The sequence below is a fragment of the Candidatus Filomicrobium marinum genome (assembly GCF_000981545.1).
Taxonomy (GTDB): Bacteria; Pseudomonadota; Alphaproteobacteria; order Rhizobiales; family Hyphomicrobiaceae; genus Filomicrobium; species Filomicrobium insigne.
In genome coordinates this window covers 823,570-849,962 of the sequence record NZ_LN829119.1, presented here as the reverse complement: position 1 = coordinate 849,962, position 26,393 = coordinate 823,570, and the positions used below count along the sequence as shown (strand labels likewise).

Below are 26,393 nucleotides of genomic sequence, written 5' to 3'. Positions count from 1 at the left end.
GCCTTAAACGCAGCCTTCCGCCTCTTCAGCGGCAGTACGGTGCCCATGACCGATCGACGTAAGGCCGAACGGCCAGAAGCACCCGAGACGGCTTCAGCGCAGGATGGCGGACAGGGGGCTTTTTTCGAATCTTCGACCCCGTCGCACGTTGGCCACCGCAGCAGGCTGCGGGAACGCTTCCGCAAAGGTGGGCCCGAGGCGTTACCCGATTACGAATTGCTCGAACTGGTTCTGTTCCGTGCCATTCCGCGGCGGGATACCAAGGAGCTGGCAAAGCGGCTGATCGCGCATTTCGGTTCGTTCGCGGAGGTGCTCAACGCGCCGGAGCACCGTCTGAAAGAAGTGAAGGACGTGGGCGATTCTGTTGTAACCGAGTTCAAGCTCATTCGGGCAGCGGCGGTCCGGTTGGTGAAATCGGAGATCGTTGAGCGTCCTGTTTTGTCTTCGTGGAGCCAGGTTCTCGATTACGTTAAAGCCGCGCAGGCTTACGGACACCGTGAACAGTTCCGTATCCTGTTCCTAGATAAGAAGAACCGCTTATTGGGGGATGAAGTCCAGGGGGAAGGAACGGTCGACCATACACCTGTCTATGTGCGGGAGGTCGTAAAGCGCGCTCTTGAGCTATCCGCTACAGCGCTGATACTGGTCCACAATCACCCGTCGGGAGACCCCACGCCGTCGCGCGCGGATATTGACATGACGCGGCTGATACAACAGGCGGCGCGTCCCTTGGGGGTTAGTGTTCACGATCATATTATCGTTGGGCGGGAGGGGCATACGAGCCTGCGCGGGCTAAAGCTGATTTAGTCTGGCTTGTTCTGCCGTGCACTGACTGCTCCACAACCGGGCCTCTGACGTAGATCACTGGCTATCGCATGACGGAACGTTTCGCCTTATATGAGGAAGCGTTTTTGAGGGGTCGAGATATGCCCGGCGAATTCGGAATTTCGGGTTCGTCCAATGGAAAGGAACACCAATGGCAGCAACACGGCACGTAAAGGTCTTGATTCTGGGTTCTGGGCCGGCCGGCTATACCGCAGCCATTTACGCCTCGCGCGCGATGCTGAAGCCGCTCGTTCTCCAGGGCATTCAACCCGGCGGACAATTGACCATTACGACGGATGTCGAGAACTATCCGGGTTTTGCTGAGCCGATCCAGGGGCCATGGCTGATGGAGCAGTTGCAGGCCCAGGCAGAGAACGTCGGAACTGAAATTGTGATGGATCATGTGAATTCCGTAGATCTCAGCAAGCGGCCGTTCCGGCTCGTCTGTGAATCGGAAGATATCTACACATGTGACGTGTTGATTATTGCCACTGGTGCTCAGGCGCGCTGGCTCGGTATTCCTTCCGAAGAGAAATTCAAAGGCTACGGCGTTTCGGCATGCGCCACCTGCGATGGCTTTTTCTATCGTGACAAAGAGGTGGTCGTGATTGGTGGTGGCAACACGGCTGTCGAAGAGGCGATATTCCTGACTAATTTCGCAAAGCGGGTGACGGTAGTGCATCGCCGCGACTCCTTCCGCGCCGAAAAGATTTTGCAGGATCGATTGTTCAAAAATCCAAAGGTCGAGGTCGTATGGGACAGCGCGCTGGAGGAGATAATCGGAACGGAAGAGCCGAAATCGGTGACCGGTGTCCGTCTCAAGAACGTTAAGACGGGTGCGATCGTGGAGCGACCTGCGGATGGTGTGTTCGTTGCCATCGGGCATGCGCCTGCGACGGAGATGTTCAAAGGACAGCTCGAGATGAAGGGCTCAGGTTATTTGATCACGAAGCCAGATTCGACGGCGACCTCGATCCCCGGCGTTTTCGCTGCTGGCGATGTTACGGATGATATCTTCCGGCAGGCCGTGACCGCTGCTGGGATGGGGTGCATGGCCGCTCTTGAGGCTGAGCGCTACCTCGCAGGTCTCGAGGTGGCTGCTGAGGCTGCGGAATAGGCGTTGGTCGAAACGAAGCAGCAGCCCGTTTTGCGTCTGCTCTTACTTGGACAGGCTTGAGCATGGACTGGGATAAGCTGCGCATTTTCCACGCTGCCGCCGAAGCGGGAAGCTTTACTCACGCCAGCGAGGCGCTGCAAATGAGCCAGTCGGCGGTAAGCCGGCAGGTCTCATCGCTGGAAAAGGACCTCGGCATCCCGCTGTTTCACCGGCACGCACGCGGGCTGGTGCTTACGGAACAGGGGGAGCTGCTCTACACGACCGTTGCGGAAGTGATGAACAAGCTGCAAACGGCGGAGGCGCAGCTTTCCGAGACGACGACAAAGCCGGCTGGCGAGTTGCGGATCACCGCGCCTGTTGGGTTTGGAACCGTATGGGTTACCCAGAGGATAAGGGAATTCCTTGAGCTTTATCCGGAGATAAATATCGAGCTCATTTTGAATGATGAGCAGATGGATATTGCGATGCGCGAGGCCGATGTGGGCTTGTTTGTGCAGGAGCCTGGGCATGTTGAGCTCATCCGGCGCCCGCTTTTTTCAATGACGGTGCGGGCCTACGCCTCAGTGCAGTACATACGGAAATTTGGGGCGCCGCAAAACCTCGCCGGACTGGGAAAGCACCGGATCGTTTCTTACAGCGGTCCACCTGCTCAGCACCTCAGCGCGATTGCCTGGATTGAAACCGTGGGGTTGACGGGTAAAGAGGTTCGCCATCCGCACTTCCGGGTCAATAGCATTATGGCTATGAAGTACGCCATTCGCACCGGCGTCGGGATCGGTATGCTGCCTGACTATCTCGTGGAAGGTGAAACGGATCTCGTGCCAATTCTGACGGAGATAGATCCGCCAAAGTTGCCGGTCTATTTCGTTTATGCGGAAGAGATGAAGGGTTCGAAGCGCGTTCAGGTTTTTCGCGATTTTCTGGTCGGGAAGGCGCGTCAGTGGCGGCATTGACACCGCTTCTTCCATGGGCCGCTTCGAAAAGAATTGATCAAGTTTAAAATTTTGGAGATTTTACTGGACTTGAGCTCGCGTACATGGCCTTGATCCGCCTGCGCGCGAGTCATCGCGTCACTTTAGCCAACCGGCGTCGCGTGCGGTTTCTTGCCACCACCTCATTCGATACTGGAAGGCTACGACGTTTGCCTCAATGCGCCGGGTCGAGGTTTATTCGATCCGGCATTTTTCTTGCCCTGAGGCGTGTCGGCTGGAATAGCCTATTTGATGCGACGTTCGCAGCGTTTGCGCGCGGCGTTGCCAATCGCTATCTAGTGTGCTGCAAAGAACAAAGTGCCCCGCAAAGATTGGCGATCCTTCGGTGGCGCGACATTTCATATCCGAAAAGAAAGAACGGCAAACCGTTATGGCAAAGACGCTGTACGACAAGATTTTCGATGACCACATTGTAGACCGGCAAGAAGATGGCACGTGCCTGCTCTATATCGATCGTCATCTCGTGCACGAAGTAACGAGCCCGCAGGCGTTTGAAGGCCTGCGTATGAGCGGCCGTAAGGTCCGCGCTCCGGAGAAGACGCTTGCCGTCGTTGATCATAACGTGCCGACTTCTGAGCGTACGAACGGGATCGATGATCCTGAGAGCCGGCTGCAGGTTGAAACTCTAGCGAAGAACGCGGCTGACTTCGGCGTCGAGTACTACAATGAACTCGATATGCGTCAGGGCATTGTTCACGTTGTCGGACCGGAGCAGGGTTTTACGCTTCCTGGTACAACTATTGTTTGCGGTGACAGCCACACGTCCACCCACGGTGCTTTCGGAGCGTTGGCCCACGGCATCGGCACGAGCGAGGTGGAGCATGTTCTGGCGACGCAAACGCTGATCCAGAAGAAGGCCAAGAACATGCGGGTGCTGGTCGACGGCAAGCTGCCCGAGGGTGTGACGGCCAAGGACATCATCCTGGCGATCATCGGTGAGATCGGAACGGCCGGCGGTACGGGCCACGTCATTGAGTATGCCGGTGAGGCGATCCGTGCGCTTTCGATGGAAGGCCGGATGACTGTCTGCAACATGTCAATCGAGGGCGGTGCGCGCGCTGGCATGATCGCGCCGGATCAGGCAACCTTTGATTTTATCAAGGGCCGTCCCAAGGCACCAAAGGGTGCCGCCTGGGATATGGCTATGAAATATTGGGAAACGCTCACGACGGACGAGGGCGCGCATTTCGATACCGAAGTGAAGCTCGATGCCGCGTCGCTTCCGCCGATCATCACCTGGGGTACGTCTCCCGAGGATGTCGTGTCGGTATCCGGCGTCGTTCCTGATCCCAACGCCGTCGCGGATCCCAATAAGAAGGGTTCCATGGAGCGGGCCTTGTCTTACATGGGGCTGACGTCTGGTACGAAGATGACGGATATTCCGCTCGACGTCGTGTGGATCGGATCATGCACCAATGGACGTATCGAGGATCTGCGCGCTGTTGCGAAGATCGTCGAGGGGCGCAAGGTTTCGGAACGTCTGGACTATGCGATGATTGTTCCGGGATCAGGTCTTGTGAAGGCGCAGGCCGAAGCAGAAGGCTTGGATAAGATCTTTGTCGATGCTGGATTCCAGTGGCGCGAACCGGGTTGCTCGATGTGCCTGGGTATGAATCCGGATCAACTTAAGCCAGAACAGCGGTGTGCTTCGACGTCAAACCGTAACTTCGAAGGCCGCCAGGGCTATAAGGGCCGTACGCATCTTGTTTCGCCGGTTATGGCGGCCGCGGCGGCGCTCGAAGGCCATTTCGTCGATATCCGGTCTTGGGCACATTAATCCTGAGAGGACCGGAGATGGATTGATCGGCAAGGCCGCGCGGAATTCGATACGCGCGGCCTTGTTGTTTTTCGGGCTGCTATTTACGCGCGCTGCCCTTAGTTGGCCCCTCTCGTAGAGGAAAAGGCCTCATCCAAATGCGGAGGTTCGCCAATGTCTCAAACGCTTGTTCAGCAGCAGTTCGGACCGAGCGCAAAGCATTATGCAGAGTGTGAAGTGCATCGCTCGGGAGCCAGTCTCAACCGTGTTGTTGAACTCGTCGGTCCGCACCGTAATTGGCGAGTGTTGGACGTGGCGACGGGTGCCGGGCATACGGCAGCGATTTTCGCACCTCACGTCGCTGAGGTTGTCGCCAGCGATATTACGGACGAGATGCTTGGGCAGACGGAAGCGTTGGCGCGAGAGAAGGGCCTCGGCAATTTACGGACGGCGAAAGCCGAAGCCGGAGAGCTGCCGTTTGATGCGGCGTCGTTCGACCTCGTAACATGCCGGTTGGCCGCGCATCATTTTCCCGACATTGCTCAATTCGTCGCTGCGGCACGCCGTGTGCTCAAGCCGGGCGGCCGCATTGCCGTGGTCGACAACGTTACGCCAGATGCGGAACGGCTTGCAGGTCTGACCGACGACCAAATCAGAGAAGCTGGTGTCGCCTACAATGCGTTTGAGAAACTGCGCGATCCCAGCCATGCCAGAGCGCTCTCCGTTGATGAGTGGGTTGGGATCTTGGACAAGGCTGGTTTTACCGTGTTGGCGCGGGAACAGATTGGCAAGGAGATGGGTTTCCAGCCGTGGGTAGACCGCATGCGCTGTGGGCCTCAGACGGTCGCAGAGTTAGAGCAATTGCTATGTGCGACGTCGCCGCTCTCGACGTTTCTGATGCCGCGTGAGATCGATGGGGATCTGCACTTTACGCTACAGGAATTCATCGTCGTGGCTGAGCTTAGCGATTAAGGGGCTTTATGTTGTTAGAAAATCGCAACGACTGACGCCTTATCAATCTAAACGGTATTTCTTGCCCCGCGTGGTTCGGAATCCGTGGGTCTTTGAAGTCCAGGGGTTGAAGACCGGGCTATTTCGGGCAAGGGTTGGATGTGCAGTCATCTCGCAACTGTCGGAGCGGGGATTTTAATGGGGCTTGGAAAAACGGCTGGTTGGATCGCGGTTGCCACTGCCACGTTCCTTTTTGCGGCGGCTGGCGCTAAGGCAGATGGCCCGCCGACACCGGAAGAGTACGTTTCGCACGTTGGCGGAACTGCCAGGATTCTGTCCCCGGGTGAGTTCAAGCTTGACGGCCAGACGCAGTGGTGCGGCCGCCGGCCCGTCGTGGTCGATCCGCAGTTGGATGACTACGGTGCGGCCTATCCGGGCTTTCTCATCATGAACCCGCGGTTGCTCGACAAGGTTTCCATCTCGGTGAAGCAGTGGATCTTTGCACACGAGTGCGGGCATCAGTTTCGCGGCCCAGATGAAGAGACCGCTGATTGTTTTGCGGTCCAACGCGGACGCCGCCAAGGTTGGTTGACCCCTGCCGGTTTGGATGAGGTTTGTACGTTCATTGCGCCGGCGAAGGGCGACATGATGCATTTGTCCGGCTCGCATCGCTGCGAGTACATGCGCAAATGCTACGCCGACCCTAAGGTCCATTAACGTTCATCTCGGCCTCGGGTCAGGAATCTATCTTAGCGTCTGGTTTGTCCCCGCCCCCGCCCACAATTTTAGGATTTGTGGGAAGCGGCGAGGTGATGGGTGACGGCTTACGCAAACAAAATCCTGAATTTGGCGCTGGTTTTGCACCAATGGTTGGGCGATCTCGCCGGGCTAGAACCGGAACGTCGCGCCCGTGTCGCTGATTATGCCGAGGCAATTGCCGAGACCTTGAACCGTGCAGGGGACGCCTTAGCTCGGTTTGAGCGCCGGCGCGGCGATCGATCTGCTCGGCGTCAGGTCATTCGGGAATTCGGGCGGATGCGCGGATATGTCGAGACAATCGTAGACGTTCTGCAGCATCGGCTTGACGGACGTAAGCTGGCTGGCGTTAAAAGGCGTTTGGAAACCATCTGCGCCAGTGAATTGCGGGATTCTGAGGCTTTCGCGGTCAATTCCTTCCGAATCGACCGACTGGCTGATGCTGAAGGCTATTTCCGCGCTTTAGCCGATGGACTACGCGCCTAACGCGATGCATGGCCGTAGGCCAGAACGAGGATTGAATGGATAAGTTCACGACTTTGACCGGTATTGCTGCTCCCTTGCCGCTGCGCAATATCGATACCGACATGATCATTCCCAAGCAGTTTCTTAAGACGATCAAGCGCACCGGGCTTGGTAAGTCGCTGTTTTATGAAATGCGCTATGGGCAAGGTGGCTCGGAAAATCCGGATTTCGTTCTCAACAAGCCTGCATACCGGAGTGCGCAGATCCTCGTTACGGGCGACAACTTCGGTTGCGGTTCGTCGCGCGAGCATGCCCCGTGGGCACTGTTGGACTTCGGTATCCGGTGCGTTATCGCTCCAGATTTCGCGGACATTTTTTATAACAACTGCTTCCAGAACGGGATCTTGCCGATCAAGCTGCCGCAGTCTGAGATCGACAAGCTCATGGACGATGCATCGCGTGGAGCCAATGCGACGATTACCGTCGATTTGGAAGCCCAGGAAATTCGCGGACCGGATGGCGGTGTGATCCGCTTTGAAATCGACCCGTTCCGCAAGCATTGTCTACTCAACGGTCTCGATAATATTGGGCTCACGCTCGAAAAGGCGGATAAGATCGATTCCTTCGAGTCGCAGATGTCGCAGTCGCGTCCTTGGGCGTGACGCGCAATTAACATTGCCGTTGGCCCGTGCATTTGCCGTTTGCACCTTCGTGGCTACATATGGGGCCATACGCGTAACGCTGCAGGTGATTGATCTATGGTGCTCGTCGTCGACGCGCTTGACCCCAAGGACAAGGCGTCCGTAACCAGACCGGAACCGTTGCCTAGCCTCGCCGGGGCTGGGCGCGGTGAGCTGTGTGCGGCGCTGACGTCGGTTGGGGTGCCGGACAAGCAACTTCGGATGCGGGTCAATCAGCTCTGGAGTTGGATGTACGTACGCGGTGTTCCTTCGTTCGACGCTATGACGGATGTTTCGAAGGATCTGCGCGCGCGGCTGGCTGAACGCTACTCTCTCGACCGTCCGGAGATTGTTAGCGAACAGGTCTCGCAGGACGGCACACGCAAATGGCTTCTCCGTTTGCGGCGCAGTGGTACGGAAGTGGCGGCTCCAGAAATCGAAACCGTTTACATCCCAGAGTCCGATCGCGGTACGTTGTGTATTTCTAGCCAGGTAGGCTGCACGTTGACGTGTACCTTCTGTCATACAGGTACGCAGCGCTTGGTGCGCAATCTGAGCGCGGATGAGATTGTCGCTCAAATTCTAGTGGCGCGCGATAGGATCGGGGATTGGCCGGATGCCGTTGCTCCGGACGATGGGCGGTTGCTACCCTCCACAGAGCGCAAGATCACAAATATCGTGCTTATGGGCATGGGGGAGCCGCTCTACAATTTCGATAACGTCAAAGCGGCTATGGCCATTGCGTCTGATGGTGAAGGACTTTCCGTTTCGAAGCGCCGCATTACGCTCTCGACTTCTGGGGTCGTGCCGGAGATCGCGCGTTGGGGCGGCGAAGCGCAGACAATGCTGGCGATTTCTCTGCACGCAGTGCGCGACGACCTGAGGAACGAACTGGTTCCGATCAACAAAAAATACCCCATCAGCGAATTGCTCGATGCGTGCCGAAGCTATCCTGGTCTGTCCAACGCCCGGCGCATCACGTTCGAATATGTCATGCTGAAGGGCGTGAACGACAGCCTCGCCGATGCCAAAGCCCTGGTGCAGCTGCTCAAGGGCATTCCGGCGAAGATTAATCTTATTCCGTTTAATCCGTGGCCCGGGTCACAATATGAATGCTCGGATTGGGAGCAGATCGAGCGGTTTGCCGAGGTCGTCAACAAGGCGGGATACGCCAGTCCTGTGCGGACGCCGCGCGGACGGGACATTTTCGCAGCTTGTGGTCAGCTGAAATCTGAAAGTCTCAAGATCAGGGCTTCCGCGCGGGGGGGCTCTGTAGCCCAATCCGGCACGGCCGGCTCCGGACAGGGAGCTTAACGGGGACGTGGGGCGCGCACTTGGGCGATTGCTGGTTGTACCCTTGTCGTTTCTCATCGCAGCGGTGGTGACGATGGCCGTGCTGTTTACGCTAGGGTTAGAGCGCGTGACGCACGTGATGCACCGTTACGGCGATGTCGAGAACCCTGATGTCCTCTTTGGCCTGATGGAAGACGGCATCCTACTGGTCGCGGGAGCCACGATCATTCCGGCGCTTGCCGTTGTCGTGATCGGTGAGGTGGCCCGCATCAGGTCGGTGATTTACTACGTGGTCGGGGGCGGAATCGCGCTGGTCTCCATCCCGTTGTTCTCCGGATTTGCGTCAGGCTTTGGCGCGGCTGACGTCACCTTATGGCAGGTGTTCGCGACCGCAGGTTTTGCCGGGGGATTTGTTTATTGGCTGCTGGCCGGTCGATGGACCTGAAGCCATCTGCTCAATTTTGCGTCCTGCGCCTTTTGGCGTAGGGTCTTCCGCTACGGGTCCAAGAGTTATTTTGCCAGGCAGATTATGATCGCGTCGTTCTTGCGCATTCTATTGGGGTTTGTATTCGCCTGTCTGGCGGCAGCGATGACGAAGGTCGCTTTCGTTATAACGCCGGCCGACATTTTGGCTTTGGGTCCTGACGCCCAATTGGAGCGGCTCGCGCGTGCTGGTGCGTTAATCCTCGCAGTTGCCACTCAATCGGCGATATTTGCGCTCCCCTTCGCGGCGATTGCAATCGGTCTCGCCCATTGGCTCCGTATCCGTGGGTGGCCGTACTATGGTTTTGCTGGTCTGCTTATTTCTCTTTTGGGTTTTGCCGCTTTGTATGCGTCCGAGCCGTCAGGCATCCCGACGATTGCCAATGCGTATGCTGTTGCCGCCTACCTTTTTGCCGGAGTGATCGGTGGTTATGTTTATTGGGTGATTGCCGGCCGTGTTGCGGGACGGCGATCTCCTCCTCCTAAGCCCGATTTTGTGGCGCGCCGAGGCGAAGCTAGGGACGGAAACGGTGAGGGACGGGGCGCGACCGGCGAGTCCGCACCTCAGGACGAGCGTTTGGCGCAGGTCAAACTGAATGCTCGGGTCAATGGTACCGGGTCTGCGCCTAGGAGCGGCAGGCAGCTACAAGCCTAAAGCGTGTACGCCGGAAGATCGGCCTCATTTGAGCTCTTGCTGCATTAAAATTCAGCTTCCGCGTCAAGTTCGCCTTGTTGCACTGCAAAAATTGAAGTACTTTTGGTGCGGCACTATTTCGCGATCGGCAAAAATACTCGCCAGGGCGAAGGCAGCCAGATTTATCCGTCGCCTTATTCCGCAGAGGAAAGTTTGATCGCCATGTTTGATGCACAGGCTCAAACCCGCATTAACAAGTGCTGCAGCGATGCGGCCTTTGGCTATCTGACAGCGACGGGGGCTGCTTATGCCGCTTTTGCGGAACAGGCAGCTGGCTATTGGACGGAAATGCTGAAGGCGGCTGTGCCTGCCCCGGCTCCGGAAAAGCCGAAGTCGTGGTATGTGCCGCCGCCTGAGGTTTCATCATCGACAAGCCGCGCGTCGACACCCGCTGGACCATGGGCCTGCATGATGCCTTGGATGGGGGCCAGTCAGATGTCGGCAATGCCCGGTGCCGCGAATGACAGTCTTTTGGGGTTTCCGACGTGGATGTGGGGGCCCTTCGCTCCATGGGTGGCAATGTCTGATCCGCGCACGGCCATGGCTTGGCCGATGGCCTGCGGAATGATGGCTATAGGTGTTCCACAAACTGTGGCTTGGCCGACGGCGCAGGCCAATGTCGCGGCTATGGATGCGCTGAATACCGCGGCCAAGTCTGTTGAGTCGGCGGTTGTGAGCTACCGCTCGAGCGGTGGTCATGCCGTGGCTCGTATCGTAAACTCGGCTCCTGTTGCCGCGCCATTTGCTTTGCTGTTCTTGATAGCTCCGCTCTCTGCTGAGGGCTTAACGATGCTCTCCGACCTGGGGCGCGTGGGCTTCTGGTAAGGCATAGCGGCCGACGGGTCGGTACGAATCTCTCTTTGACGCAGCCAAATATCTTGGTGTCCCGCTTGTCGGCGTTCGCGCGATGCCTATAGTGCGGCGCGCGATGCGTCATGCGTCGCATGCTTTCATACACGCAGCACTGATGGACGGTGCGCGGTTCAGCGACGGGAAGACACATGGCCTCGGGCAATTCAAACGGCAGCGACAAGGCACAGGCAGGCAAGATCAAAAAGGTCGTGCTCGCTTATTCCGGTGGCCTTGACACCTCAATCATCCTCAAGTGGCTGCAGGAAACGTATGGCGCCGAGGTTGTTACCTTCACTGCTGATCTGGGACAGGGTGAAGAGCTGGAGCCCGCTCGCCGCAAGGCTGAACTGCTGGGCATTAAGCCTGAGAACATCTTCATTGAGGATCTGCGCGAGGAATTCGTCGCGGATTATGTTTTCCCGATGCTGCGGGCCAACGCACTCTACGAGGGTATTTACCTGCTTGGAACGTCGATCGCGCGGCCGCTCATCTCCAAGAAGCAGATCGAAATTGCCCGGGCGACTGGGGCTGATGCTGTCTGTCACGGCGCAACCGGGAAGGGCAACGATCAGGTTCGGTTCGAACTTGGCTATTACGCGCTGGAGCCATCTATCCGCATTGTCGCGCCATGGCGGGAGTGGGATTTCAATTCCCGCGAAGACCTGATTGCGTTTGCGGAGAAGCATCAGATCCCCGTGGCGAAGGACAAGCGCGGAGAAGCTCCGTTCTCTGTCGACGCGAACCTTTTGCACTCGTCATCGGAAGGCAAGGTACTCGAAGACCCCAACGTCGAGCCACCAGACTATGTCTACCAGCGGACAATCGCGCCGGAGGATGCACCCGATAAACCGACCGTCATCACGATCGGATTTGCCAAGGGCGATGCCGTTTCCATCAACGGTGAGAAGCTTTCGCCGGCAACGATTTTGGCGCGGTTGAACGATCTCGGCCGCGATAATGGCATTGGGCGCGTCGATCTGGTCGAGAACCGGTTCGTGGGCATGAAATCGCGCGGTGTTTATGAAACGCCGGGTGGAACGATCCTGCTCGCGGCGCATCGGGCAATTGAAAGCCTGACGCTGGATCGCGGCGCAGCGCACTTAAAAGACGAGTTGATGCCGCGTTACGCTGAACTCATTTACAACGGCTTCTGGTTTTCACCCGAGCGGGAGATGCTGCAGGCTCTGATCGACAAGAGCCAAGAGCATGTCGAGGGTGAAGTGAGGCTGAAACTCTACAAGGGCAACGTGATCGTCATTGGACGCAGCAGTCCGCAATCGCTTTATTCGGAAACGCTGGTTACGTTCGAGGACGATAAAGGCGCTTATGATCAGAAGGATGCGGAAGGGTTCATCCGTCTGCAGGCGCTGAGATTGAGGACGCTGGGTTTGCGCAATCGTGGTGGGGCGTAAGACGCCTGTCCGGGGCTAGGCACAAGGCGTCGTCGCTCGAAGGAGTGTGATGCCCGTGCCGCGAGCCGCCCGATGACCCGGACCAGTCTCAATAAGAAGCTGTGGCTGGTTTACGTTTCGATACTCCTAGTGATCGGAGTGTCCTTTCTCGCGACGTTTGCCGATCTCGTTCCGGGGCTTCCTCCAGCATTTCTCGCCGCAGCCGGTAAGATCTACAAGCTCGTGAGTGATATGGCGCTTCTGATCGCCACGTTGGCTGCTGCCTATCTGGCCAACGTCTTTCAGAAGCGCGCCAGCTTCGTCACGGCACTGGAAGACGAATGGCGCAGCATTGTTCGGACGAAGTCGGCGTTGTTCACCTTCTGCGAAAAGCAGAACCCTTCGGCGGATGATTACATCGAGGCTTACTGCCGGGTGTCAGAAGTCATCGATACGATGCGGGTCGTTTATAAGAACGCCGGCGAGACGGATGATCTGATCGGGCTTTATCCTTACGCACCGCTCCACGATATGCGCCGTGCGCTACAATCGGTCGATCCACGCAAGCGTTCCAATATTACTGCAGAAGAGCGCAAACTCGCTGGCGATGCGATCATGCAGTCCTTTTTTGCGCTCCGCGAAAATTTCCTCGAAGAGCTGGATCTGGAAGAGCCGCGCCATCCTTTGCTAATCGCTGCCGGACGCCGCTTAAAACGGCCCGGCGCACGAAGTTATGCTCGCAAACGGCAAAATCGGCAAAGGCGACAACAGGACCGAGATGCGTCTCAGCGGCCGGATATCGATGCCTTCTTGTGGGGGCTTTACGCAGACGAGAACGGTGGTGCGGACAGCCAGGAGAGGTCCCGTGAAAGCGTTCCTCCGACCGTCGCCCGATGACACCGTCAATCGTGACGCGGGCGCTGGAGCTGGACAGGGTTCGAAGTTGTCTTAGTTGATCTGGCGCGTTCTCATTGCCATATAAGCGTCTCTCGTCGCCGCGTCACGAAACCTAGAGCCCCCTTTGCTGAAGCGGAGCAAAGGCGTGGTTAAGACCAACCGTGGCGGCAAATTGCTGAGATTGAGCTTTGGATCGCTCCGGGAGGTTGTGCGGCAAGCCGCTGGCGGTTCAGCCTGCAATATGCTACGTCCCGGCGACAAAATGGTGCGCTGCAAAATTGGGCGGCACCGTATCAATACATTATCCGATGTCGGAGTTTTCATGGAATTGCGAAACATTGCCATCATCGCTCACGTCGATCATGGCAAAACAACCCTCGTGGACGAACTGCTGAAACAGTCAGGTGTGTTCCGAGAAAATCAGCAGGTCGCCGAGCGGGCGATGGATTCTAACGATATTGAGCGCGAGCGCGGCATCACTATTCTTGCCAAGTGCACATCGGTGGTTTGGAAGGACACGCGGATCAACATTATCGATACGCCCGGCCACGCTGATTTCGGTGGTGAGGTTGAGCGTATTCTCAACATGGTTGATGGTGCCATCGTTCTTGTCGACGCTTCAGAAGGTCCTTTGCCTCAAACGAAATTCGTCGTGTCGAAAGCCCTGAAGCAAGGGCTGCGGCCGATCGTTGCGATTAACAAGATCGACCGGCCGGACGAGCGTCATCAGGACGTTCTGAACGACATCTTTGATCTGTTCGCTAATTGTGACGCGAATGACGAACAGCTCGATTTTCCGGTTCTCTACGGTTCGGGCCGTAACGGCTGGATGGCTGAAGATCCGGCTGGGCCGCAGGAAAGTCTCGCGCCTTTGTTCGACTTGGTTTTGCGTCATGTGCCGCCCCCGAAGGTTGACACTGGTCCGACGCGGATGCTTGCCACAACGCTTACGGCTGATCCGTTTCTTGGCCGTATTCTGACGGGGCGCATTACGTCCGGGAGTATCAAGCCTAACCAGGCTCTCAAAGCGTTGCATCACGACGGCTCGTTGGTCGAGAATTTCCGGGTGTCGAAAGTGTTAGCCTTCCGCGGCCTTGAGATGACGTCGGTCGATCTGGCCGAGGCTGGTGATATCGTCGCGATTGCTGGGATGAGTGAAGCGACGGTTGCGGACACGCTTTGTGATCCAGAGGTTTCGGAGCCGCTAGCCGCTCAGCCAATCGATCCACCGACTCTCTCGATGCTGTTTCGCATCAACGACGGGCCATTCGCTGGTCAAGAAGGCGATAAGGTTCAGAGCCGCGTCATTCGCGATCGGTTGTTGAAGGAGGCAGAACGCAACATCGCCATTCGGATCACCGAAACGGCTGAGAAGGACTCTTTCGATGTTGCGGGGCGCGGAGAATTACAGCTCGCTATTCTGATCGAGAATATGCGGCGTGAGGGGTTTGAGCTTACGGTGTCGCGGCCGCGTGTTGTCTACAAGAGAGATGAGACAACGGGGCAGCGGCTTGAGCCCATCGAAGAGGTGATTATTGACGTCGATGAGGAACACTCCGGCGTCGTTGTTCAGAAGCTTTCCGAGCGTAAGGGCGAGTTGATTGAGATGCGCCCTTCCGGCGGCGGACGCACACGCATGGTACTTTATGTGCCTACGCGTGGTCTTCTTGGCTATCAGTCCGAGTTGCTTACGGATACGCGCGGTACGGCGGTGATGAACCGAATCTTCCACGAATACGCACCTTATAAGGGTGAGATCTCCGGGCGTCGTACAGGGGTTCTGATCTCAAATGGAAATGGCGAGGCTACGGCCTATTCGCTGTTCAACCTGCAGGATCGCGGGCCATCGATGATCGGACCGCAGACGCGCGTGTACGAAGGGATGATCGTCGGGGAACACACCCGCGACAATGACCTTATCGTCAATGTCATTCAGGGTAAGAAGCTGACCAACGTCCGAGCTTCCGGCAAGGACGATGCGCTGATCCTGACACCGCCGATGCGTTTGTCGCTTGAAAAGGCAATGAGCTACATCATGGACGATGAGCTTGTTGAGGTGACGCCGGAAAACATCAGGTTGCGCAAGCGCTGGCTTGACCCCAACGAACGCAAGAAGCAAGAGCGCAAGAAGGAAGCCGAGGCTGCTGACGCCAACGTCGCTTAAGCGACGTTGGCGCGTCCAACGCAACGGCCTCGGCTGGACCTAATTTGCGGTGGTGTCTAACGCATAGGCCAGGCGCAACCCGCCCCAGTGCTTTCCATTGACGTAGATTGGCGACGACAGATCGACCATGGCGGCGAAGTGACCACCACCCATGTCGCGCTGATAGGTCTGAACAAGGCAAGGCTTCTGGTTGCGTCCCGCACCCAAACCTACGCGATCGTTGAAGAAGCGGCGGTTGCGGCTTCGTGCAGCGTTTTCGACGGGATCATCGCCCTGCGGCCGCGAGAACTTTGAATTGTGTGTCGGCAGGTAGCCGTTCTCGTCGATCGCGGCACAGAAGACGCAACGCGGATCGAAACTCAAGGCGCGATCGAAGATTGGCTGCAAGGTGTGGTCGAAGAAATCCAGATAGCGGGTGCGAAACTGCTCCGGGTTGGTGCCGGCGATGGCTTGGTAGCTGCGATCGAAGACCGTGCTGTGATCGAGGGTGCCAGAGGTGACAGCCAGGCTGAGGATTTCCGAGATTTGTGCCGCAACTCGCTGCGTTTCGGTGGCGAAGCGTGAGTCCGCGGTTTCGATACCGCAATCGATGGTGGTCTCAACCAAGGCTTCGGTCGAGATCTGTAGATCCGTCATTCGCTGCTTCGTGCGTACAAGGTTCTGTCCGGTCTTCTCGAAAACAGTGGCCAGCCCATCAATGGTTCCAGCTAAAGCAGCTCCGCGTGTGTCGATGGCGGTTGCCGCTTTCAAGATTCCGGAAGTTTCGTCGACAACTTGTTTCACGCTGGCTTCGACGCCATCGAGTGTGCTGCCAATCACGGACGACGCCGATCTTGTGGTCTCCGCGAGCTTTGAGCTGTTCTCTCCCTGACGCAGCAGTTGCTGGGACTTGCCTTCCAGGTCCGCAACGGTGCCCGCGATGGCTTTTGTGGCACTCGCTGTCTGGCCTGCGAGCGTTTTCACTTCATTGGCCACTACAGCGAAGCCACGACCAGCTTCCCCGGCTCGTGCGGCTTCGATCGTTGCATTCAGTGCGAGCATGTTGGTTTGACGCGCGATGACTTCGATGCCTTGGGCGGCTCGCGCCACTTCGGTGAGGGCTTCGCGTAGCGAGGCGATCAAGGTCTGCCCCTCTGACACGGTCGTCGCTAGCGCTTCCATGCTGGAGATGGAAGCGCGGACCTGTTGGACAGACTGCGCTATGTTCTCTCTGGCTTGGTCAGCTACGGCCAGGCATTCCTGCGCGCTGGCCGCGATCAGAGAGTTCTCGCCCTGCAACTCCTTCATTTCACAACGCACTTCGTTCAGCAGCACATCCTGCTCGGTCATGTGCTTTGAGAGTTCCTCGATGTTGCATGATACGTGTGCGAGTCGATGAGCTGTCGTCGTGGCGTCCTGAGCAAAGCGATTCAGGAGCGCGTCAGTATCCTTGACATCCGATGTTGTTGATGAGGATGGAACGAGTTGGGATGTATCTGATTGCAATTGCAGCATGGCTAATATCGCTTCCAAATTAAAATATAAATGCCCGTGCGGGGGTATTCTCTGTTACCTAGCTTGCATGAAGCTAAGCACTCATCTGTTGACAGTCCGGGGGGTGATTTTGACAATTGCCCGTGCACGTCCTAAGCGGAAGAAAGCTCTCGGTGGCGCCTATTTGGCGCTGCTTGCGCCGTTGATTTGCGGGATGTTTGTGTGCGTTGTCCACTCGCCGCGCGAGATCGCTGTTGTGAAGCCAATACCCTTGAAGCAGGCCCTATGACCAACGCCGTCGCCGTCTGGCCGGCCGGGTTGACTCCGACCGAAGAACACCAAGCGGCGCTTGACTACGCGCGGCATGGCGAGGGGCATCTGTTTGTTACGGGGCGCGCCGGTACAGGGAAATCGACCCTTCTTCAAAGCCTAAGGGACATGGTCGAGGGGGAAATGGTCGTGCTGGCGCCAACGGGGCTTGCCGCCGTGAACGTGGGTGGGCAGACGATCCATTCGTTTTTCGGTTTGCCGCCACGTCTGATCCGCACAGAAGACATTCGCAGGAGCCGTAATGGCCGCGTGATGCGACGCCTAAAGCTCGTCATCATCGACGAAGTTTCCATGGTCCGTTCCGATCTTATGGCAGCGATGGACCAATCTCTGCGCATCAATCGTGGTCGTCCGCGCGAACCCTTTGGCGGGTGCCGCCTTCTTATGTTTGGTGATTTACATCAGCTGCCCCCGGTCGTTCAGGAGGCAGAGGTTGCTGAGCATCTCGAGTCGAATTTCGGCGGTCCGTTCTTTTTCTCGGTGCCATCGCTACGGGAGGGTGCGGGTACAGCGCTTATTGAGCTCGCGCAGGTGTTCCGGCAGCGGGATGAAGCGCTTATTCGCGTGCTCAACCGGGTGCGCGACGGTGAGGCGGATGAGGATGATCTTAATGAGCTCAACGAGCGCGTTATGCCGATCCGGACGCTGAGCGAGGGTGATCCTTTTGTGATCCTTACGCCGACTAATGCCGCGGCTCAGCGCATCAACATGGCCTATCTCGATGCGCTCCCCTCCCAGTCTCGTTGCTACGATGCGAATATTACGGGCGAGTTTAATCAGAACGCGCATCCGACCGACACTCGGCTTATTTTGAAGGTTGGCGCCAAGGTCATCTTGTTGCGCAACGATGCCGATCGTCGCTGGGTGAATGGTACCGTGGCGCGTATTTCGCGCTTGGAAGAACGCCAGGTGTGGGTCGAGATCGAGGGCAAGGAATATGAGATCGAGCCCGTGGCGTGGGAAGCGCGTCGGTATGCCTACGATCAGACGCAGGACAAGACTGTCGAAACGGTTTCGGGCACCTTCACCCAATTTCCCGTCCGTTTGGCCTGGGCACTGACGATCCATAAATCGCAGGGTCTCACGCTAGATCGCGTTTATATCGATCTCGGACGGGGAACCTTTGCGCACGGTCAAGCATACGTCGCATTGTCACGCTGTCGGACATTGGAAGGGCTCGCGTTAGCGCGTCCGCTCCGGCCAGGGGATATTCTCTTTGACCGTTCTGCTATGGGTTATCGCGATCTTTTCGATAACCTTGCCTGATCGCGGTTTTAACTTTTTGAATTACCTGTAGGATTTGTGAGCATATGCACAATCTCTATAGGACTTGCAATTGGTCGTAGATGCACCAAAATGCTTAAGAGCGGCTTAAACGCTTATGTCTGAGCATGGTGCAGCGCAAAATGTCGCGGCGCCTTTAGTTGCGGGAGTTTCTGTTGCACCGCACAAAAAATCGCACTATATTGCTTTTCGTCGGATACAGAGAACCGACGAAAGTTTTCGCTGAAACGAGCTCTTATCAGTGCCGTTCAGGCCAGTTCTTACGTGCCGCCGCCCCAAAGCCACCTTCCCCAGGAGATTGTCATGACTGAGCAATTTACACGTCAAGCCCAAGACATGTTTGCCGCCGCCAAAGACGCCCGCATCCCTGAAAATGTTCAGGCCTTCGCTGAAGAAAGCGTCGCAAAGAGCCGCGAGGCCTATGCCAAGTTCAACGCGACCGCTCAAGATGGCGCGAAGGCTATGGAAGAAGTGATGTTGGCTGCGCAGGCTGGCGCCAAAGCTATTGGCGATAAGCTTGTGAACAATACTGCTGTTAACACCGAAGCTGTGTTTGACGCAGCGGAAGCCATCGCCCGCGCCAAGACCCTTCCGGAAGCGGCTCGCCTGCAAGCCAATTTCTTTCAGCAGCAATTTGCTGTTGCTGGTGCTCAGACAAAGGAATTGTTCGAGCTTTCGACGAAGGTCACGCGTCAGACTTTTGAGACGATGAATACGGCGGCCTCTAAGACGTTCGACCAGATCAAGAAGTCGGCTTAAGCCCCTCCGTTCGAGGTCGAAGTCAACGGTCAGAGGCGGTGTGCTCCTTCGGGGTACGCCGCCTTCGCTTTTTCATGGCAGCCAGATTATTTTCTCACGCAAGCGCGTTCACTCTGCTAGTCTTCTCAGTATGCTGGGGTCGAGTGCGACAGTAAGAATTAGGTATGCCGAGCCTAAGGATGCCGGGGCTCTGGAGAATGTCTATCAGCGTTCCTGGCGGCATGCTTACGCGGGCATTATTCCCTACGATAAACTCGACCGAGTCATTTCTCGACGGGGCAGTGGTTGGTGGCGCAGGACACTTAGATCAGGTGATCGTGTGCTGTTGCTCGAAGTGATGGAGCAGGTCGCCGGCTACGCTACGTTCGGCCCTTCGCGCCATGGTGGAGGCGAAGAGGGCGAGATCTATGAGCTTTATCTCGCTCCGCTTTATCAGGGCCTCGGTTTTGGAGAGATCCTGTTTGAGGCTTGCCGATGGCGGATGGACCGGCGCGGCCTTAAAGGGTTGATCATCTGGGTTTTGGCCGAGAACGATGTCGCGCGAGGGTTCTATGACCGTCGCGGTGGCCGGCCCGTTTATCAACGGCTCGACCGTAGTTCCGGATATCCGCTCGAGAAGATCGCGTATCTTTGGGAATAGGTGCGCCGCGCCCAGACTGTTCCAGTTGTTCGAGCCCATGGGAATTCTGTACGAGTGTCCATATGTCGCGTGCGGCTCGGATGCTGTGGCGGTTTAGTTCGTCGTCGGATACACGTCCGCCAAGCACTATTTTCATACGACAAGGAGAGAGAACCGATGCGTATTGAGGCGATCGCCATTGGCAAGAGCCCGCCGCATGACATCAACGTCGTGATCGAGGTGCCGCTCGGCGGTGAGCCGATCAAATACGAGATGGACAAGGCTGCGGGAACCCTCGTTGTCGACCGGTTCTTGTATACGCCGATGCTCTATCCTGGGAATTATGGCTTTGTCCCCCATACGCTATCCGCCGATGGCGATCCTATCGACGTGCTGGTGTGCAATACGCGGGCGATTTTCCCTGGTGCAGTGATGAACTGTCGCCCAATCGGCGTGCTCGTCATGGAAGATGACGGCGGTGGGGATGAGAAGATCATCGCGGTTCCAAGCGCTAAGCTCACGCGCCGCTATGATCGTATTAAGTCGTATACGGACCTCCCTGAGATCACGATGCGCCAGATCGAGCACTTCTTTGCCCATTACAAGGATCTAGAGCCTGGAAAATGGGTGAAAATCAAACACATGGGTGATGTCGACGAGGCAAAGCAACTCATCCTTGAGGCTATTGATCGTGCCGCCAAGGCGTAAGTATTAACGGCATCGCGATGAGTAGACTTGCGGTGCCGCGTACGTTCAATGCAATCTGTATCGCGGTGATGGCTTCCCCCCTAAGACTTTCGCTGGTCTCCGGGGGCTGCTATAGCCATGGCCTCCTCCTGAACAGCAACGGACTTAGCTAGGTTCATGAACGACCTCAGAATCGCGATAATGGGTGCTGAGGGGCGTATGGGCCAACAGCTCGTGCGCGCCGTTGCCGCGTCGGAAGGTTGTGTGGTGGCCGGGGCGACGGAACGCCCTGGATCTGTCGCGGTGGGCAAGGATATCGGCGTGCTGGCCGGCCTCGGACCGATGGGTGTCAATGTTAGTGACAACGCCGAGGCGGTCATTGCAGCGTCAGATGCTATTTTGGATTTTACGGCTCCGGCGGCGACGTTGAAGTTTGCCGATATGGCCGCATGTGGCGGCATTGTCCACGTGATTGGCACAACGGGTTTCAGTCAGGAAGACGAGGCCAAGATCCGCGTGGCCGCCGAGCGTGCGCGGATTATCAAGGCCGGCAACATGAGCCTGGGTGTCAATCTGCTTACTGCGGTTACGCGACGAGTTTCGGCGGCTCTCGACATGGATTTCGATATCGAGATCGTCGAGATGCATCATCGCCATAAAGTTGATGCTCCGTCTGGCACGGCGCTTATGCTCGCGCATGCGGCTGCTGATGGCCGTGGCGTTTCCCTCGAAGATACTGCAGTTCGGGTTCGCGATGGTCACACTGGGCCGCGCGCCAAGGGCGCAATCGGTATGCAGTCGTTACGCGGAGGGAGCGTCGTCGGCGATCATACAGTGATCCTCGCTGGTGAGGGAGAACGGATTGAGCTCACTCACCGAGCCGAAGACCGTTCTATTTTTGCCCGCGGTGCCGTAAAAGCGGCGCTTTGGGGTCGTGATAAGGCCCCAGGTCTTTATTCAATGATCGACGTGCTGGGCCTTTAAGGTTGAGTTAGATCGTCGGCTGGGAGGTAAACTTCTCAAGATGGACAACGTCCTCGTGCTCGTCCGACACGGCCAAAGTGAGTGGAATCGCCGTAATCTGTTCACCGGGTGGTGTGACCCGGACTTGACCGAGCAGGGCGTTGCGGAGGCCGTACGCGCGGGGCGACTGCTCAAGGCGCAAGGGTTCCACTTTGATCTAGGGTTTACCAGCGCGCTCTTGCGCGCCAACCGCACGCTATCGCTCATCCTCGATGAGTTGGGACAGCAGGACCTCGAAACCATACGGGATCAGGCCCTTAACGAGCGCAATTACGGTGAACTTTCCGGCCTAAATAAAGATGAAGCGCGCGTGAAGTGGGGCGACGAGAAAGTTCTTCTTTGGCGCCGCAGCTACGACATTCCACCGCCAGGCGGCGAGAGCTTGAAGGATACGGCGGCGCGTGTGCTGCCCTTTTACAAGACCCGTATCTGGCCCGCTGTGAAATCCGGCAAGAACGTTATTGTTACGGCTCATGGCAACTCAATCCGCGCGCTGATCATGTACCTTGAGGAATTGTCGGCGCAGCAGATCCTTGAACGTGAAGTCGCTACGGGTGTTCCAGCAGTTTACAGGCTGACGATGCACGGGCATGTCGAAGATCGCAGGGATCTCGTCGCCTAAGGGTACGCACTTTAAAATGCGGGGCGTTGGGGGGATATGTGATGGACGAAGTGGTTGGCGCCGTCGATGACGCGCGGCCGAGCCACCGTGATCGGTGGATCGGTGTTTATATCGGTGTGCTCGCCGTTGTCTTGGCCATCGCGGCTATGGGGGGCGACAATGCGGCGAAGACGGCCACGATCAAAAATATAGAAGCGTCCAACACCTGGGCCTTCTTTCAGGCCAAGAATCTTCGTCGACAGATCGTGCGCACACAGATCGAGAACCTTGAGCTGACGCTTCTTGCGTCGCCCGGTCTGGATGATGCGAGCAAAGCTCAATTGATGGCGCGCATGGCGGAACACAAAGCCAGCGACTCCAAGCTGACGACCGATCCGACAAGTGGCGAGGGGCTCGATGAGCTGTTCGTCAAAGGAAAGGTGCTGGAGCAGGAGCGGGACCGCGCTATGGCCCAAGATCCTTACTTTGACTACGGTCAAGCGCTTTTGCAGATCGCGATTGTGCTCGCCTCCATTGCTATTATTTCCGGAGGCAATGCTCTGCTCGGGTTGAGTGGCGTATTAGGGATTGCCGGCGCCCTGCTGACAATCAACGGATTTACGCTGGCCGTCAGTATTCCGGGCCTAAGCTGAGCTGCCGCTTGCAGGTGTCTACAGGGCGTGTCTCCAGATTCAGAGGCACGGCCCGTTGGCCTGCGTTTCGGTCCGGGCCCATTAATCGGATCGGGCACGCGCATTTACACCGCACAGGTTTCGATTGTGACTACGAGCGTGCGGCGCTTTCGATCGCTCGCGGCAATGGATAAGCTCAGCTTCAACTTTGGAGAAGAAGCATCATGCCCCGAGCATCAGCCCATCCGGACGACCCGCACTACGTGTCTCGCAGCGGCTGGCTGCGCGCTGCAGTCCTGGGCGCGAACGATGGGGTTGTGTCAGTCGCATCGTTGATCGTCGGCGTAGCCGCAGCCGATCCGAACCCAAGTACAGTGGTCATAGCGGGTATTGCGGGGCTTTCGGCGGGTGCAATGTCAATGGCGGCCGGTGAGTATGTATCCGTCTCTTCGCAATCTGATACGGAACGGGCTGACATCGCACGCGAAACCGAGGCACTGAAAGAGCTTCCAGAGGCGGAACTTGCCGAACTCGCCGCCATCTATCAAGAGAAGGGGCTTAGTAAAGAGACGGCGCTCATCGTTGCAAAAGAACTCACCGAGCACGATGCATTGGGCACCCATGTTCGAGACGAGCTTGGGTTGTCGGAGGTACACGCGGCCAATCCGCTTCAGGCCGCATTCACTTCGGGCCTGACGTTCAGTGTCGCCGCGGGAATCCCGTTGTTGGCTGCATTCGCAGCACCCGCAGGTTCGATCATTCCGGTTGTTCTTGTCGTCACGGTCATCACCTTGGCGGCTCTCGGCGCGCTAGGAGCAAAAGCAGGCGCTGCACCGGTATTACGCGCCACCTTTCGTGTGGTGAGTTGGGGAGTGTTCGCAATGGCTGTTACTGCCGGAGTGGGTTGGCTTTTTGGTGTCAGCGTCTGAGTGAATCCCGATAAGCCGGTTGGCGGCGAACTTCCTCGCCGCCGTGTGTATCGCGGCCGCCGTCAGCTCCTAGTTATGAGCCGACGCTAGGGCTTGATGTAGGTGTAGCCCTGTCCTTGCAGGTATGAGAGCTCTGCAACGCCTGAGGGGACGATGTCTTCGTCAAAGACCTCGAACAGATCATTGTCCTTGTCGATCTTGCGGCCCTTGAGGGTATTGTTGCAAACGGCGAAGGCGACATTCTGGAGCTTCAGGTTTGAGACTGTGCCCTGCAGCTGAAGATTATCCTTGGCGACACGTAGCAAGTTGACGCCATCGCCGTGCAGAACGACTTTGACGTCAATATTATCCTTACCTACGGCGTTGATGTGGTTCTGAATGTTGCCTAGGGCGCCTTTGTAGGCTTTTCCGTCTTCCCCACCATCATAGTTAATATGATAGACAACTTTCTGTTTGCTGTAGCGATCGCCTTCCGCCATTGCAATGGGGGCTGCGATGACAGCCAATGTGCCGAACGCTACAAGGCAAGATACTAATTTTCCTAGCATTTTTCTCACCCTTTAATTTGTGTGCGTATTCGTTTGACGGCTTGCTTTGCCGATTTCGCTCGTTGAGTTCGTAGCCCCGGGGTCAACAAGGCCCGACTTATTGTCGAATGCGTCGGGTTCAATCGCCGACTTTATGGCTCTCCATGCGCTGCAACCGCTTGCAAGCTCACGCGCCGGGGGCTAGCAGTACGCACTTCCAATCAGACGAAATCCAGAACAATTTCTTCACAAACTCATCAAATCGCGGGGGAACCCAGACTATGGCAACGCACAAGCTGCTCCTTTTGCCAGGCGATGGCATCGGCACGGAAATCATGGCCGAGGTCGAAAAGATCATTGACTTCCTTGGCTCGCAGGACAGCTCGGTGACATTCGAGGTCGAGCGCGATCTCGTTGGCGGCGCAGCTTACGACGCACATGGTGAAGCAATCACCGATGCTGCGATGGCGAAGGCTGATGCCGCTGATGCCGTGATCTTCGGTGCTGTTGGCGGGCAGAAGTGGGATGACGTTCCCTACGAACACCGTCCCGAGGCCGGTTTGCTACGTTTGCGCAAGGATCTTGATCTGTTTGCGAACCTGCGGCCCGCGATTTGCTATCCCGCTCTGGCGGACGCTTCGAGTCTTAAGCGCTCGCTCGTTGAAGGTCTCGATATTCTCATTGTGCGCGAGTTGACAGGCGGCACCTACTTTGGAGAGCCCAAAGAGATCGTGGACCTTGCCGACGGCGAGCAACGTGGTGTCGATACGACGGTCTACACGACGCGCGAAATTGATCGCGTTGTGCGCGTGGCGCTGGATCTTGCGAAGGTCCGCACCAACAAGCTGCACATGGCGGCCAAGTGGAACGTGATGAAGACCGGTGTGCTTTGGCAGAAGGTAACGACGGCTACGCATAAGGCGTATGCGCCGGATGTCGAACTCAACCTCATCCTCGCTGACAACTGCGCGATGCAGCTCATCCGTAACCCGCGGCAGTTCGACGTGATCGTGACCGACAATCTGTTCGGTGACATCCTGTCGGATGAAGCTGCGATGATGACCGGTTCGTTGGGTATGCTCCCATCGGCTTCGTTGGGTGCTCCTGATGGGTCAACTGGCCGGCGCAAGGCGCTCTATGAGCCGGTTCACGGCTCAGCGCCCGACATCTCCGGACAAGGTCTTGCGAATCCAATCGCGATGATCGCGAGCTTTGCCATGGCGTTGCGCTACTCCTTCGGCATGGGCCAGCAAGCCGATGCGATCGAGCAAGCGATTGCGAAGGTCTTGGACAGTGGGCTTCGCACAGCGGACATCATGCAGGACGGCAAGACGAAGGTCGGTACCGAGCAGATGGGCACGGCGATCCTGCAAGAGCTTCAAGCGACCCTATCGTAAAACTTCGTAGGGTCGTGGTGACAAGGTCGCTGCAGCCGGAGGTCCGATGGCCAGTAATTTTGACTGCATTGGGCTCGGTGTCACGAACGCCGCCGAACTCGGAGATCTTGTTGTCCGGTTGGCGGGAGAGGCTGGCGAGCGCCTTGTCACAGATGCTGGTGAGTACGCGATCTGGCGATCGCGTACCGGAGCCGAGCTTTGGATACATCTCGGGGCAGCAGAAGACGGAGAGCGCGAGATCATTGGTCTGACGCCCTTTTTTGAGGGGCGCTCAGAAAACTCGCTTGACGTTGAGCGAGCTATCACGCGTCCGCACGATAATGCCTATGAGGGTGCGTTCCTTGGCGCGGTTCGTACGCACGCGGGTGGGCAGTCTCCTCTGATTTTTGACGCGGTTGATTTTGCTGCCCACAGCACGCGGCCTCTGCCAGCACGCTGGCTCGTCCGGCTTACGGGATTTGCGCGTCGGGTGGACCTTCTGGAGGAGGTGGGCGATCACGCTCGAGGTGAGCTGGCGGCGACCGGTGCAGCCACGGAGGGCGAGGCCACTGCGCGCGTTGTGGGGCAGATCGCAGGCTGCGAGACGCTGATCAACGAAGCCACGGGACACTCATTTTGCTGGCTTTTCATCGATGGAGCTGATGTGTCTATCGATGTTGTCGCGCCTCTTGACCTCTTGCACGGCGACATCAAGTTGGGTGGGACGGTCAAGGTTGATTGCGCGTTGTTCGGCCGGATCATCGACTGACGGGGGCTCGCGTTAAGTAACCGGTTTCGTTTTTTTGCCAATTTCGTGTAAGGAAGGCCCGAATTGCC

Annotated in this window: 27 protein-coding genes; 25 read left to right on the top strand and 2 right to left on the bottom strand. The window is 57.2% G+C overall.

Annotation, left to right across the window (positions count from 1 at the left end; genetic code table 11):
• Positions 1-45 precede the first annotated feature (45 nt).
• The 15 genes from radC (at position 46) to typA (ending at position 15,316) form a co-directional block, all read left to right on the top strand.
• Positions 46-807 carry a RadC family protein gene (gene radC, locus YBN1229_RS04155; protein WP_046476923.1) on the top strand — a complete coding sequence of 254 codons (762 nt, stop codon included), beginning with the start codon at positions 46-48 and terminating at the stop codon, positions 805-807.
• Between the two features lie 169 nt (positions 808-976).
• Positions 977-1,942, top strand: a complete 966-nt coding sequence (trxB, locus tag YBN1229_RS04150; RefSeq protein ID WP_046476921.1) for a thioredoxin-disulfide reductase — start codon at positions 977-979, stop codon at positions 1,940-1,942.
• A gap of 62 nt (positions 1,943-2,004) precedes the next feature.
• Positions 2,005-2,895, top strand: coding sequence for a LysR family transcriptional regulator (locus tag YBN1229_RS04145; protein ID WP_046476919.1), 891 nt, complete (start codon positions 2,005-2,007; stop codon positions 2,893-2,895).
• A 409-nt stretch (positions 2,896-3,304) separates the two neighbouring features.
• Positions 3,305-4,711 carry a 3-isopropylmalate dehydratase large subunit gene (gene leuC, locus YBN1229_RS04140; RefSeq protein ID WP_046479941.1) on the top strand — a complete coding sequence of 469 codons (1,407 nt, stop codon included), beginning with the start codon at positions 3,305-3,307 and terminating at the stop codon, positions 4,709-4,711.
• A gap of 153 nt (positions 4,712-4,864) precedes the next feature.
• On the top strand, positions 4,865-5,662 hold the full coding sequence (locus YBN1229_RS04135; protein WP_046476917.1) for a class I SAM-dependent methyltransferase: 798 nt from the start codon (positions 4,865-4,867) through the stop codon (positions 5,660-5,662).
• 177 nt (positions 5,663-5,839) lie between these two features.
• On the top strand, positions 5,840-6,358 hold the full coding sequence (locus YBN1229_RS04130; RefSeq protein ID WP_090230524.1) for a hypothetical protein: 519 nt from the start codon (positions 5,840-5,842) through the stop codon (positions 6,356-6,358).
• A 99-nt stretch (positions 6,359-6,457) separates the two neighbouring features.
• Positions 6,458-6,883, top strand: a complete 426-nt coding sequence (locus YBN1229_RS04125; RefSeq protein WP_046476914.1) for a hypothetical protein — start codon at positions 6,458-6,460, stop codon at positions 6,881-6,883.
• A gap of 35 nt (positions 6,884-6,918) precedes the next feature.
• Complete coding sequence (gene leuD / locus YBN1229_RS04120; RefSeq protein WP_046476912.1) at positions 6,919-7,524, top strand: 3-isopropylmalate dehydratase small subunit; 606 nt, start codon at positions 6,919-6,921, stop codon at positions 7,522-7,524.
• A 96-nt stretch (positions 7,525-7,620) separates the two neighbouring features.
• Positions 7,621-8,856, top strand: coding sequence for a 23S rRNA (adenine(2503)-C(2))-methyltransferase RlmN (rlmN, locus tag YBN1229_RS04115; protein ID WP_046476910.1), 1,236 nt, complete (start codon positions 7,621-7,623; stop codon positions 8,854-8,856).
• A 7-nt stretch (positions 8,857-8,863) separates the two neighbouring features.
• Entirely contained in the window at positions 8,864-9,280 is a 417-nt protein-coding gene (locus tag YBN1229_RS04110) for a hypothetical protein (protein WP_046476908.1), read from the top strand.
• Positions 9,281-9,424: 144 nt separating this feature from the next.
• Positions 9,425-9,973: a hypothetical protein gene (locus YBN1229_RS04105; RefSeq protein WP_152024955.1), complete on the top strand. Its 549-nt coding sequence runs from the start codon at positions 9,425-9,427 to the stop codon at positions 9,971-9,973.
• Between the two features lie 105 nt (positions 9,974-10,078).
• Positions 10,079-10,837, top strand: coding sequence for a hypothetical protein (locus YBN1229_RS04100; RefSeq protein ID WP_046476906.1), 759 nt, complete (start codon positions 10,079-10,081; stop codon positions 10,835-10,837).
• Between the two features lie 176 nt (positions 10,838-11,013).
• On the top strand, positions 11,014-12,276 hold the full coding sequence (locus YBN1229_RS04095; protein ID WP_046476904.1) for an argininosuccinate synthase: 1,263 nt from the start codon (positions 11,014-11,016) through the stop codon (positions 12,274-12,276).
• A 72-nt stretch (positions 12,277-12,348) separates the two neighbouring features.
• Positions 12,349-13,152 (top strand): hypothetical protein, encoded by an 804-nt coding sequence (locus tag YBN1229_RS04090; protein ID WP_046476903.1) that lies wholly within the window; start codon positions 12,349-12,351, stop codon positions 13,150-13,152.
• A gap of 322 nt (positions 13,153-13,474) precedes the next feature.
• The gene (gene typA / locus YBN1229_RS04085) at positions 13,475-15,316 is read left to right on the top strand and encodes a translational GTPase TypA (protein ID WP_046479938.1); all 1,842 of its coding nucleotides are present in this window, start codon (positions 13,475-13,477) and stop codon (positions 15,314-15,316) included.
• Positions 15,317-15,355: 39 nt separating this feature from the next.
• Here the strand turns inward: typA and YBN1229_RS04080 are convergent, their stop codons facing one another.
• Positions 15,356-16,810 carry a methyl-accepting chemotaxis protein gene (locus YBN1229_RS04080; RefSeq protein WP_052743682.1) on the bottom strand — a complete coding sequence of 485 codons (1,455 nt, stop codon included), beginning with the start codon at positions 16,808-16,810 and terminating at the stop codon, positions 15,356-15,358.
• A 264-nt stretch (positions 16,811-17,074) separates the two neighbouring features.
• Here YBN1229_RS04080 and YBN1229_RS04070 point away from each other — a divergent pair, with 264 nt between their 5' ends.
• The 8 genes from YBN1229_RS04070 (at position 17,075) to YBN1229_RS04035 (ending at position 23,653) form a co-directional block, all read left to right on the top strand.
• Positions 17,075-18,385: an ATP-dependent DNA helicase gene (locus tag YBN1229_RS04070; RefSeq protein ID WP_046476899.1), complete on the top strand. Its 1,311-nt coding sequence runs from the start codon at positions 17,075-17,077 to the stop codon at positions 18,383-18,385.
• A gap of 321 nt (positions 18,386-18,706) precedes the next feature.
• Positions 18,707-19,162 (top strand): phasin family protein, encoded by a 456-nt coding sequence (locus YBN1229_RS04065; protein ID WP_052743681.1) that lies wholly within the window; start codon positions 18,707-18,709, stop codon positions 19,160-19,162.
• 40 nt (positions 19,163-19,202) lie between these two features.
• Positions 19,203-19,802, top strand: coding sequence for a GNAT family N-acetyltransferase (locus YBN1229_RS04060; protein WP_244466792.1), 600 nt, complete (start codon positions 19,203-19,205; stop codon positions 19,800-19,802).
• A gap of 156 nt (positions 19,803-19,958) precedes the next feature.
• A complete protein-coding gene (gene ppa / locus YBN1229_RS04055) occupies positions 19,959-20,489 on the top strand; it encodes an inorganic diphosphatase (protein WP_046476895.1) in 531 nt (176 codons plus the stop codon).
• 156 nt (positions 20,490-20,645) lie between these two features.
• Positions 20,646-21,452 carry a 4-hydroxy-tetrahydrodipicolinate reductase gene (gene dapB, locus YBN1229_RS04050; RefSeq protein ID WP_046476892.1) on the top strand — a complete coding sequence of 269 codons (807 nt, stop codon included), beginning with the start codon at positions 20,646-20,648 and terminating at the stop codon, positions 21,450-21,452.
• 40 nt (positions 21,453-21,492) lie between these two features.
• On the top strand, positions 21,493-22,113 hold the full coding sequence (locus YBN1229_RS04045) for a 2,3-bisphosphoglycerate-dependent phosphoglycerate mutase (protein ID WP_046476890.1): 621 nt from the start codon (positions 21,493-21,495) through the stop codon (positions 22,111-22,113).
• A gap of 41 nt (positions 22,114-22,154) precedes the next feature.
• The gene (locus tag YBN1229_RS04040) at positions 22,155-22,745 is read left to right on the top strand and encodes a DUF4337 domain-containing protein (RefSeq protein ID WP_046476887.1); all 591 of its coding nucleotides are present in this window, start codon (positions 22,155-22,157) and stop codon (positions 22,743-22,745) included.
• A 203-nt stretch (positions 22,746-22,948) separates the two neighbouring features.
• Positions 22,949-23,653, top strand: coding sequence for a VIT1/CCC1 transporter family protein (locus tag YBN1229_RS04035; RefSeq protein WP_046476884.1), 705 nt, complete (start codon positions 22,949-22,951; stop codon positions 23,651-23,653).
• An 86-nt stretch (positions 23,654-23,739) separates the two neighbouring features.
• Here YBN1229_RS04035 and YBN1229_RS04030 read toward each other — a convergent pair whose 3' ends face one another.
• Positions 23,740-24,201 carry a DsrE family protein gene (locus YBN1229_RS04030; RefSeq protein ID WP_046476881.1) on the bottom strand — a complete coding sequence of 154 codons (462 nt, stop codon included), beginning with the start codon at positions 24,199-24,201 and terminating at the stop codon, positions 23,740-23,742.
• A gap of 260 nt (positions 24,202-24,461) precedes the next feature.
• On the opposite strand from YBN1229_RS04030, the gene leuB reads away from it, so the two are divergent.
• Entirely contained in the window at positions 24,462-25,577 is a 1,116-nt protein-coding gene (gene leuB, locus YBN1229_RS04025; RefSeq protein ID WP_046476878.1) for a 3-isopropylmalate dehydrogenase, read from the top strand.
• A 46-nt stretch (positions 25,578-25,623) separates the two neighbouring features.
• The gene (locus YBN1229_RS04020; RefSeq protein WP_046476876.1) at positions 25,624-26,325 is read left to right on the top strand and encodes a hypothetical protein; all 702 of its coding nucleotides are present in this window, start codon (positions 25,624-25,626) and stop codon (positions 26,323-26,325) included.
• Positions 26,326-26,393: the final 68 nt, after the last annotated feature.

What these genes read in the sequence shown, in the direction of transcription:
- radC (WP_046476923.1), top strand. Translation starts at nt 46, where the DNA reads ATGACCGATCGACGTAAGGCCGAACGGCCAGAAGCACCCGAGACGGCT.
- rlmN (WP_046476910.1), top strand. Translation starts at nt 7,621, where the DNA reads ATGGTGCTCGTCGTCGACGCGCTTGACCCCAAGGACAAGGCGTCCGTA.
- YBN1229_RS04130 (WP_090230524.1), top strand. Translation starts at nt 5,840, where the DNA reads ATGGGGCTTGGAAAAACGGCTGGTTGGATCGCGGTTGCCACTGCCACG.
- leuD (WP_046476912.1), top strand. Translation starts at nt 6,919, where the DNA reads ATGGATAAGTTCACGACTTTGACCGGTATTGCTGCTCCCTTGCCGCTG.
- YBN1229_RS04035 (WP_046476884.1), top strand. Translation starts at nt 22,949, where the DNA reads ATGCCCCGAGCATCAGCCCATCCGGACGACCCGCACTACGTGTCTCGC.
- YBN1229_RS04030 (WP_046476881.1), bottom strand. Translation starts at nt 24,201, where the DNA reads ATGCTAGGAAAATTAGTATCTTGCCTTGTAGCGTTCGGCACATTGGCT.
- YBN1229_RS04145 (WP_046476919.1), top strand. Translation starts at nt 2,005, where the DNA reads ATGGACTGGGATAAGCTGCGCATTTTCCACGCTGCCGCCGAAGCGGGA.
- YBN1229_RS04020 (WP_046476876.1), top strand. Translation starts at nt 25,624, where the DNA reads ATGGCCAGTAATTTTGACTGCATTGGGCTCGGTGTCACGAACGCCGCC.
- YBN1229_RS04090 (WP_046476903.1), top strand. Translation starts at nt 12,349, where the DNA reads ATGACCCGGACCAGTCTCAATAAGAAGCTGTGGCTGGTTTACGTTTCG.
- YBN1229_RS04040 (WP_046476887.1), top strand. Translation starts at nt 22,155, where the DNA reads ATGGACGAAGTGGTTGGCGCCGTCGATGACGCGCGGCCGAGCCACCGT.
- leuC (WP_046479941.1), top strand. Translation starts at nt 3,305, where the DNA reads ATGGCAAAGACGCTGTACGACAAGATTTTCGATGACCACATTGTAGAC.
- typA (WP_046479938.1), top strand. Translation starts at nt 13,475, where the DNA reads ATGGAATTGCGAAACATTGCCATCATCGCTCACGTCGATCATGGCAAA.
- leuB (WP_046476878.1), top strand. Translation starts at nt 24,462, where the DNA reads ATGGCAACGCACAAGCTGCTCCTTTTGCCAGGCGATGGCATCGGCACG.
- YBN1229_RS04095 (WP_046476904.1), top strand. Translation starts at nt 11,014, where the DNA reads ATGGCCTCGGGCAATTCAAACGGCAGCGACAAGGCACAGGCAGGCAAG.
- YBN1229_RS04105 (WP_152024955.1), top strand. Translation starts at nt 9,425, where the DNA reads ATGACGAAGGTCGCTTTCGTTATAACGCCGGCCGACATTTTGGCTTTG.
- YBN1229_RS04070 (WP_046476899.1), top strand. Translation starts at nt 17,075, where the DNA reads ATGACCAACGCCGTCGCCGTCTGGCCGGCCGGGTTGACTCCGACCGAA.
- YBN1229_RS04080 (WP_052743682.1), bottom strand. Translation starts at nt 16,810, where the DNA reads ATGCTGCAATTGCAATCAGATACATCCCAACTCGTTCCATCCTCATCA.
- YBN1229_RS04065 (WP_052743681.1), top strand. Translation starts at nt 18,707, where the DNA reads ATGACTGAGCAATTTACACGTCAAGCCCAAGACATGTTTGCCGCCGCC.
- trxB (WP_046476921.1), top strand. Translation starts at nt 977, where the DNA reads ATGGCAGCAACACGGCACGTAAAGGTCTTGATTCTGGGTTCTGGGCCG.
- ppa (WP_046476895.1), top strand. Translation starts at nt 19,959, where the DNA reads ATGCGTATTGAGGCGATCGCCATTGGCAAGAGCCCGCCGCATGACATC.
- YBN1229_RS04045 (WP_046476890.1), top strand. Translation starts at nt 21,493, where the DNA reads ATGGACAACGTCCTCGTGCTCGTCCGACACGGCCAAAGTGAGTGGAAT.
- dapB (WP_046476892.1), top strand. Translation starts at nt 20,646, where the DNA reads ATGAACGACCTCAGAATCGCGATAATGGGTGCTGAGGGGCGTATGGGC.
- YBN1229_RS04135 (WP_046476917.1), top strand. Translation starts at nt 4,865, where the DNA reads ATGTCTCAAACGCTTGTTCAGCAGCAGTTCGGACCGAGCGCAAAGCAT.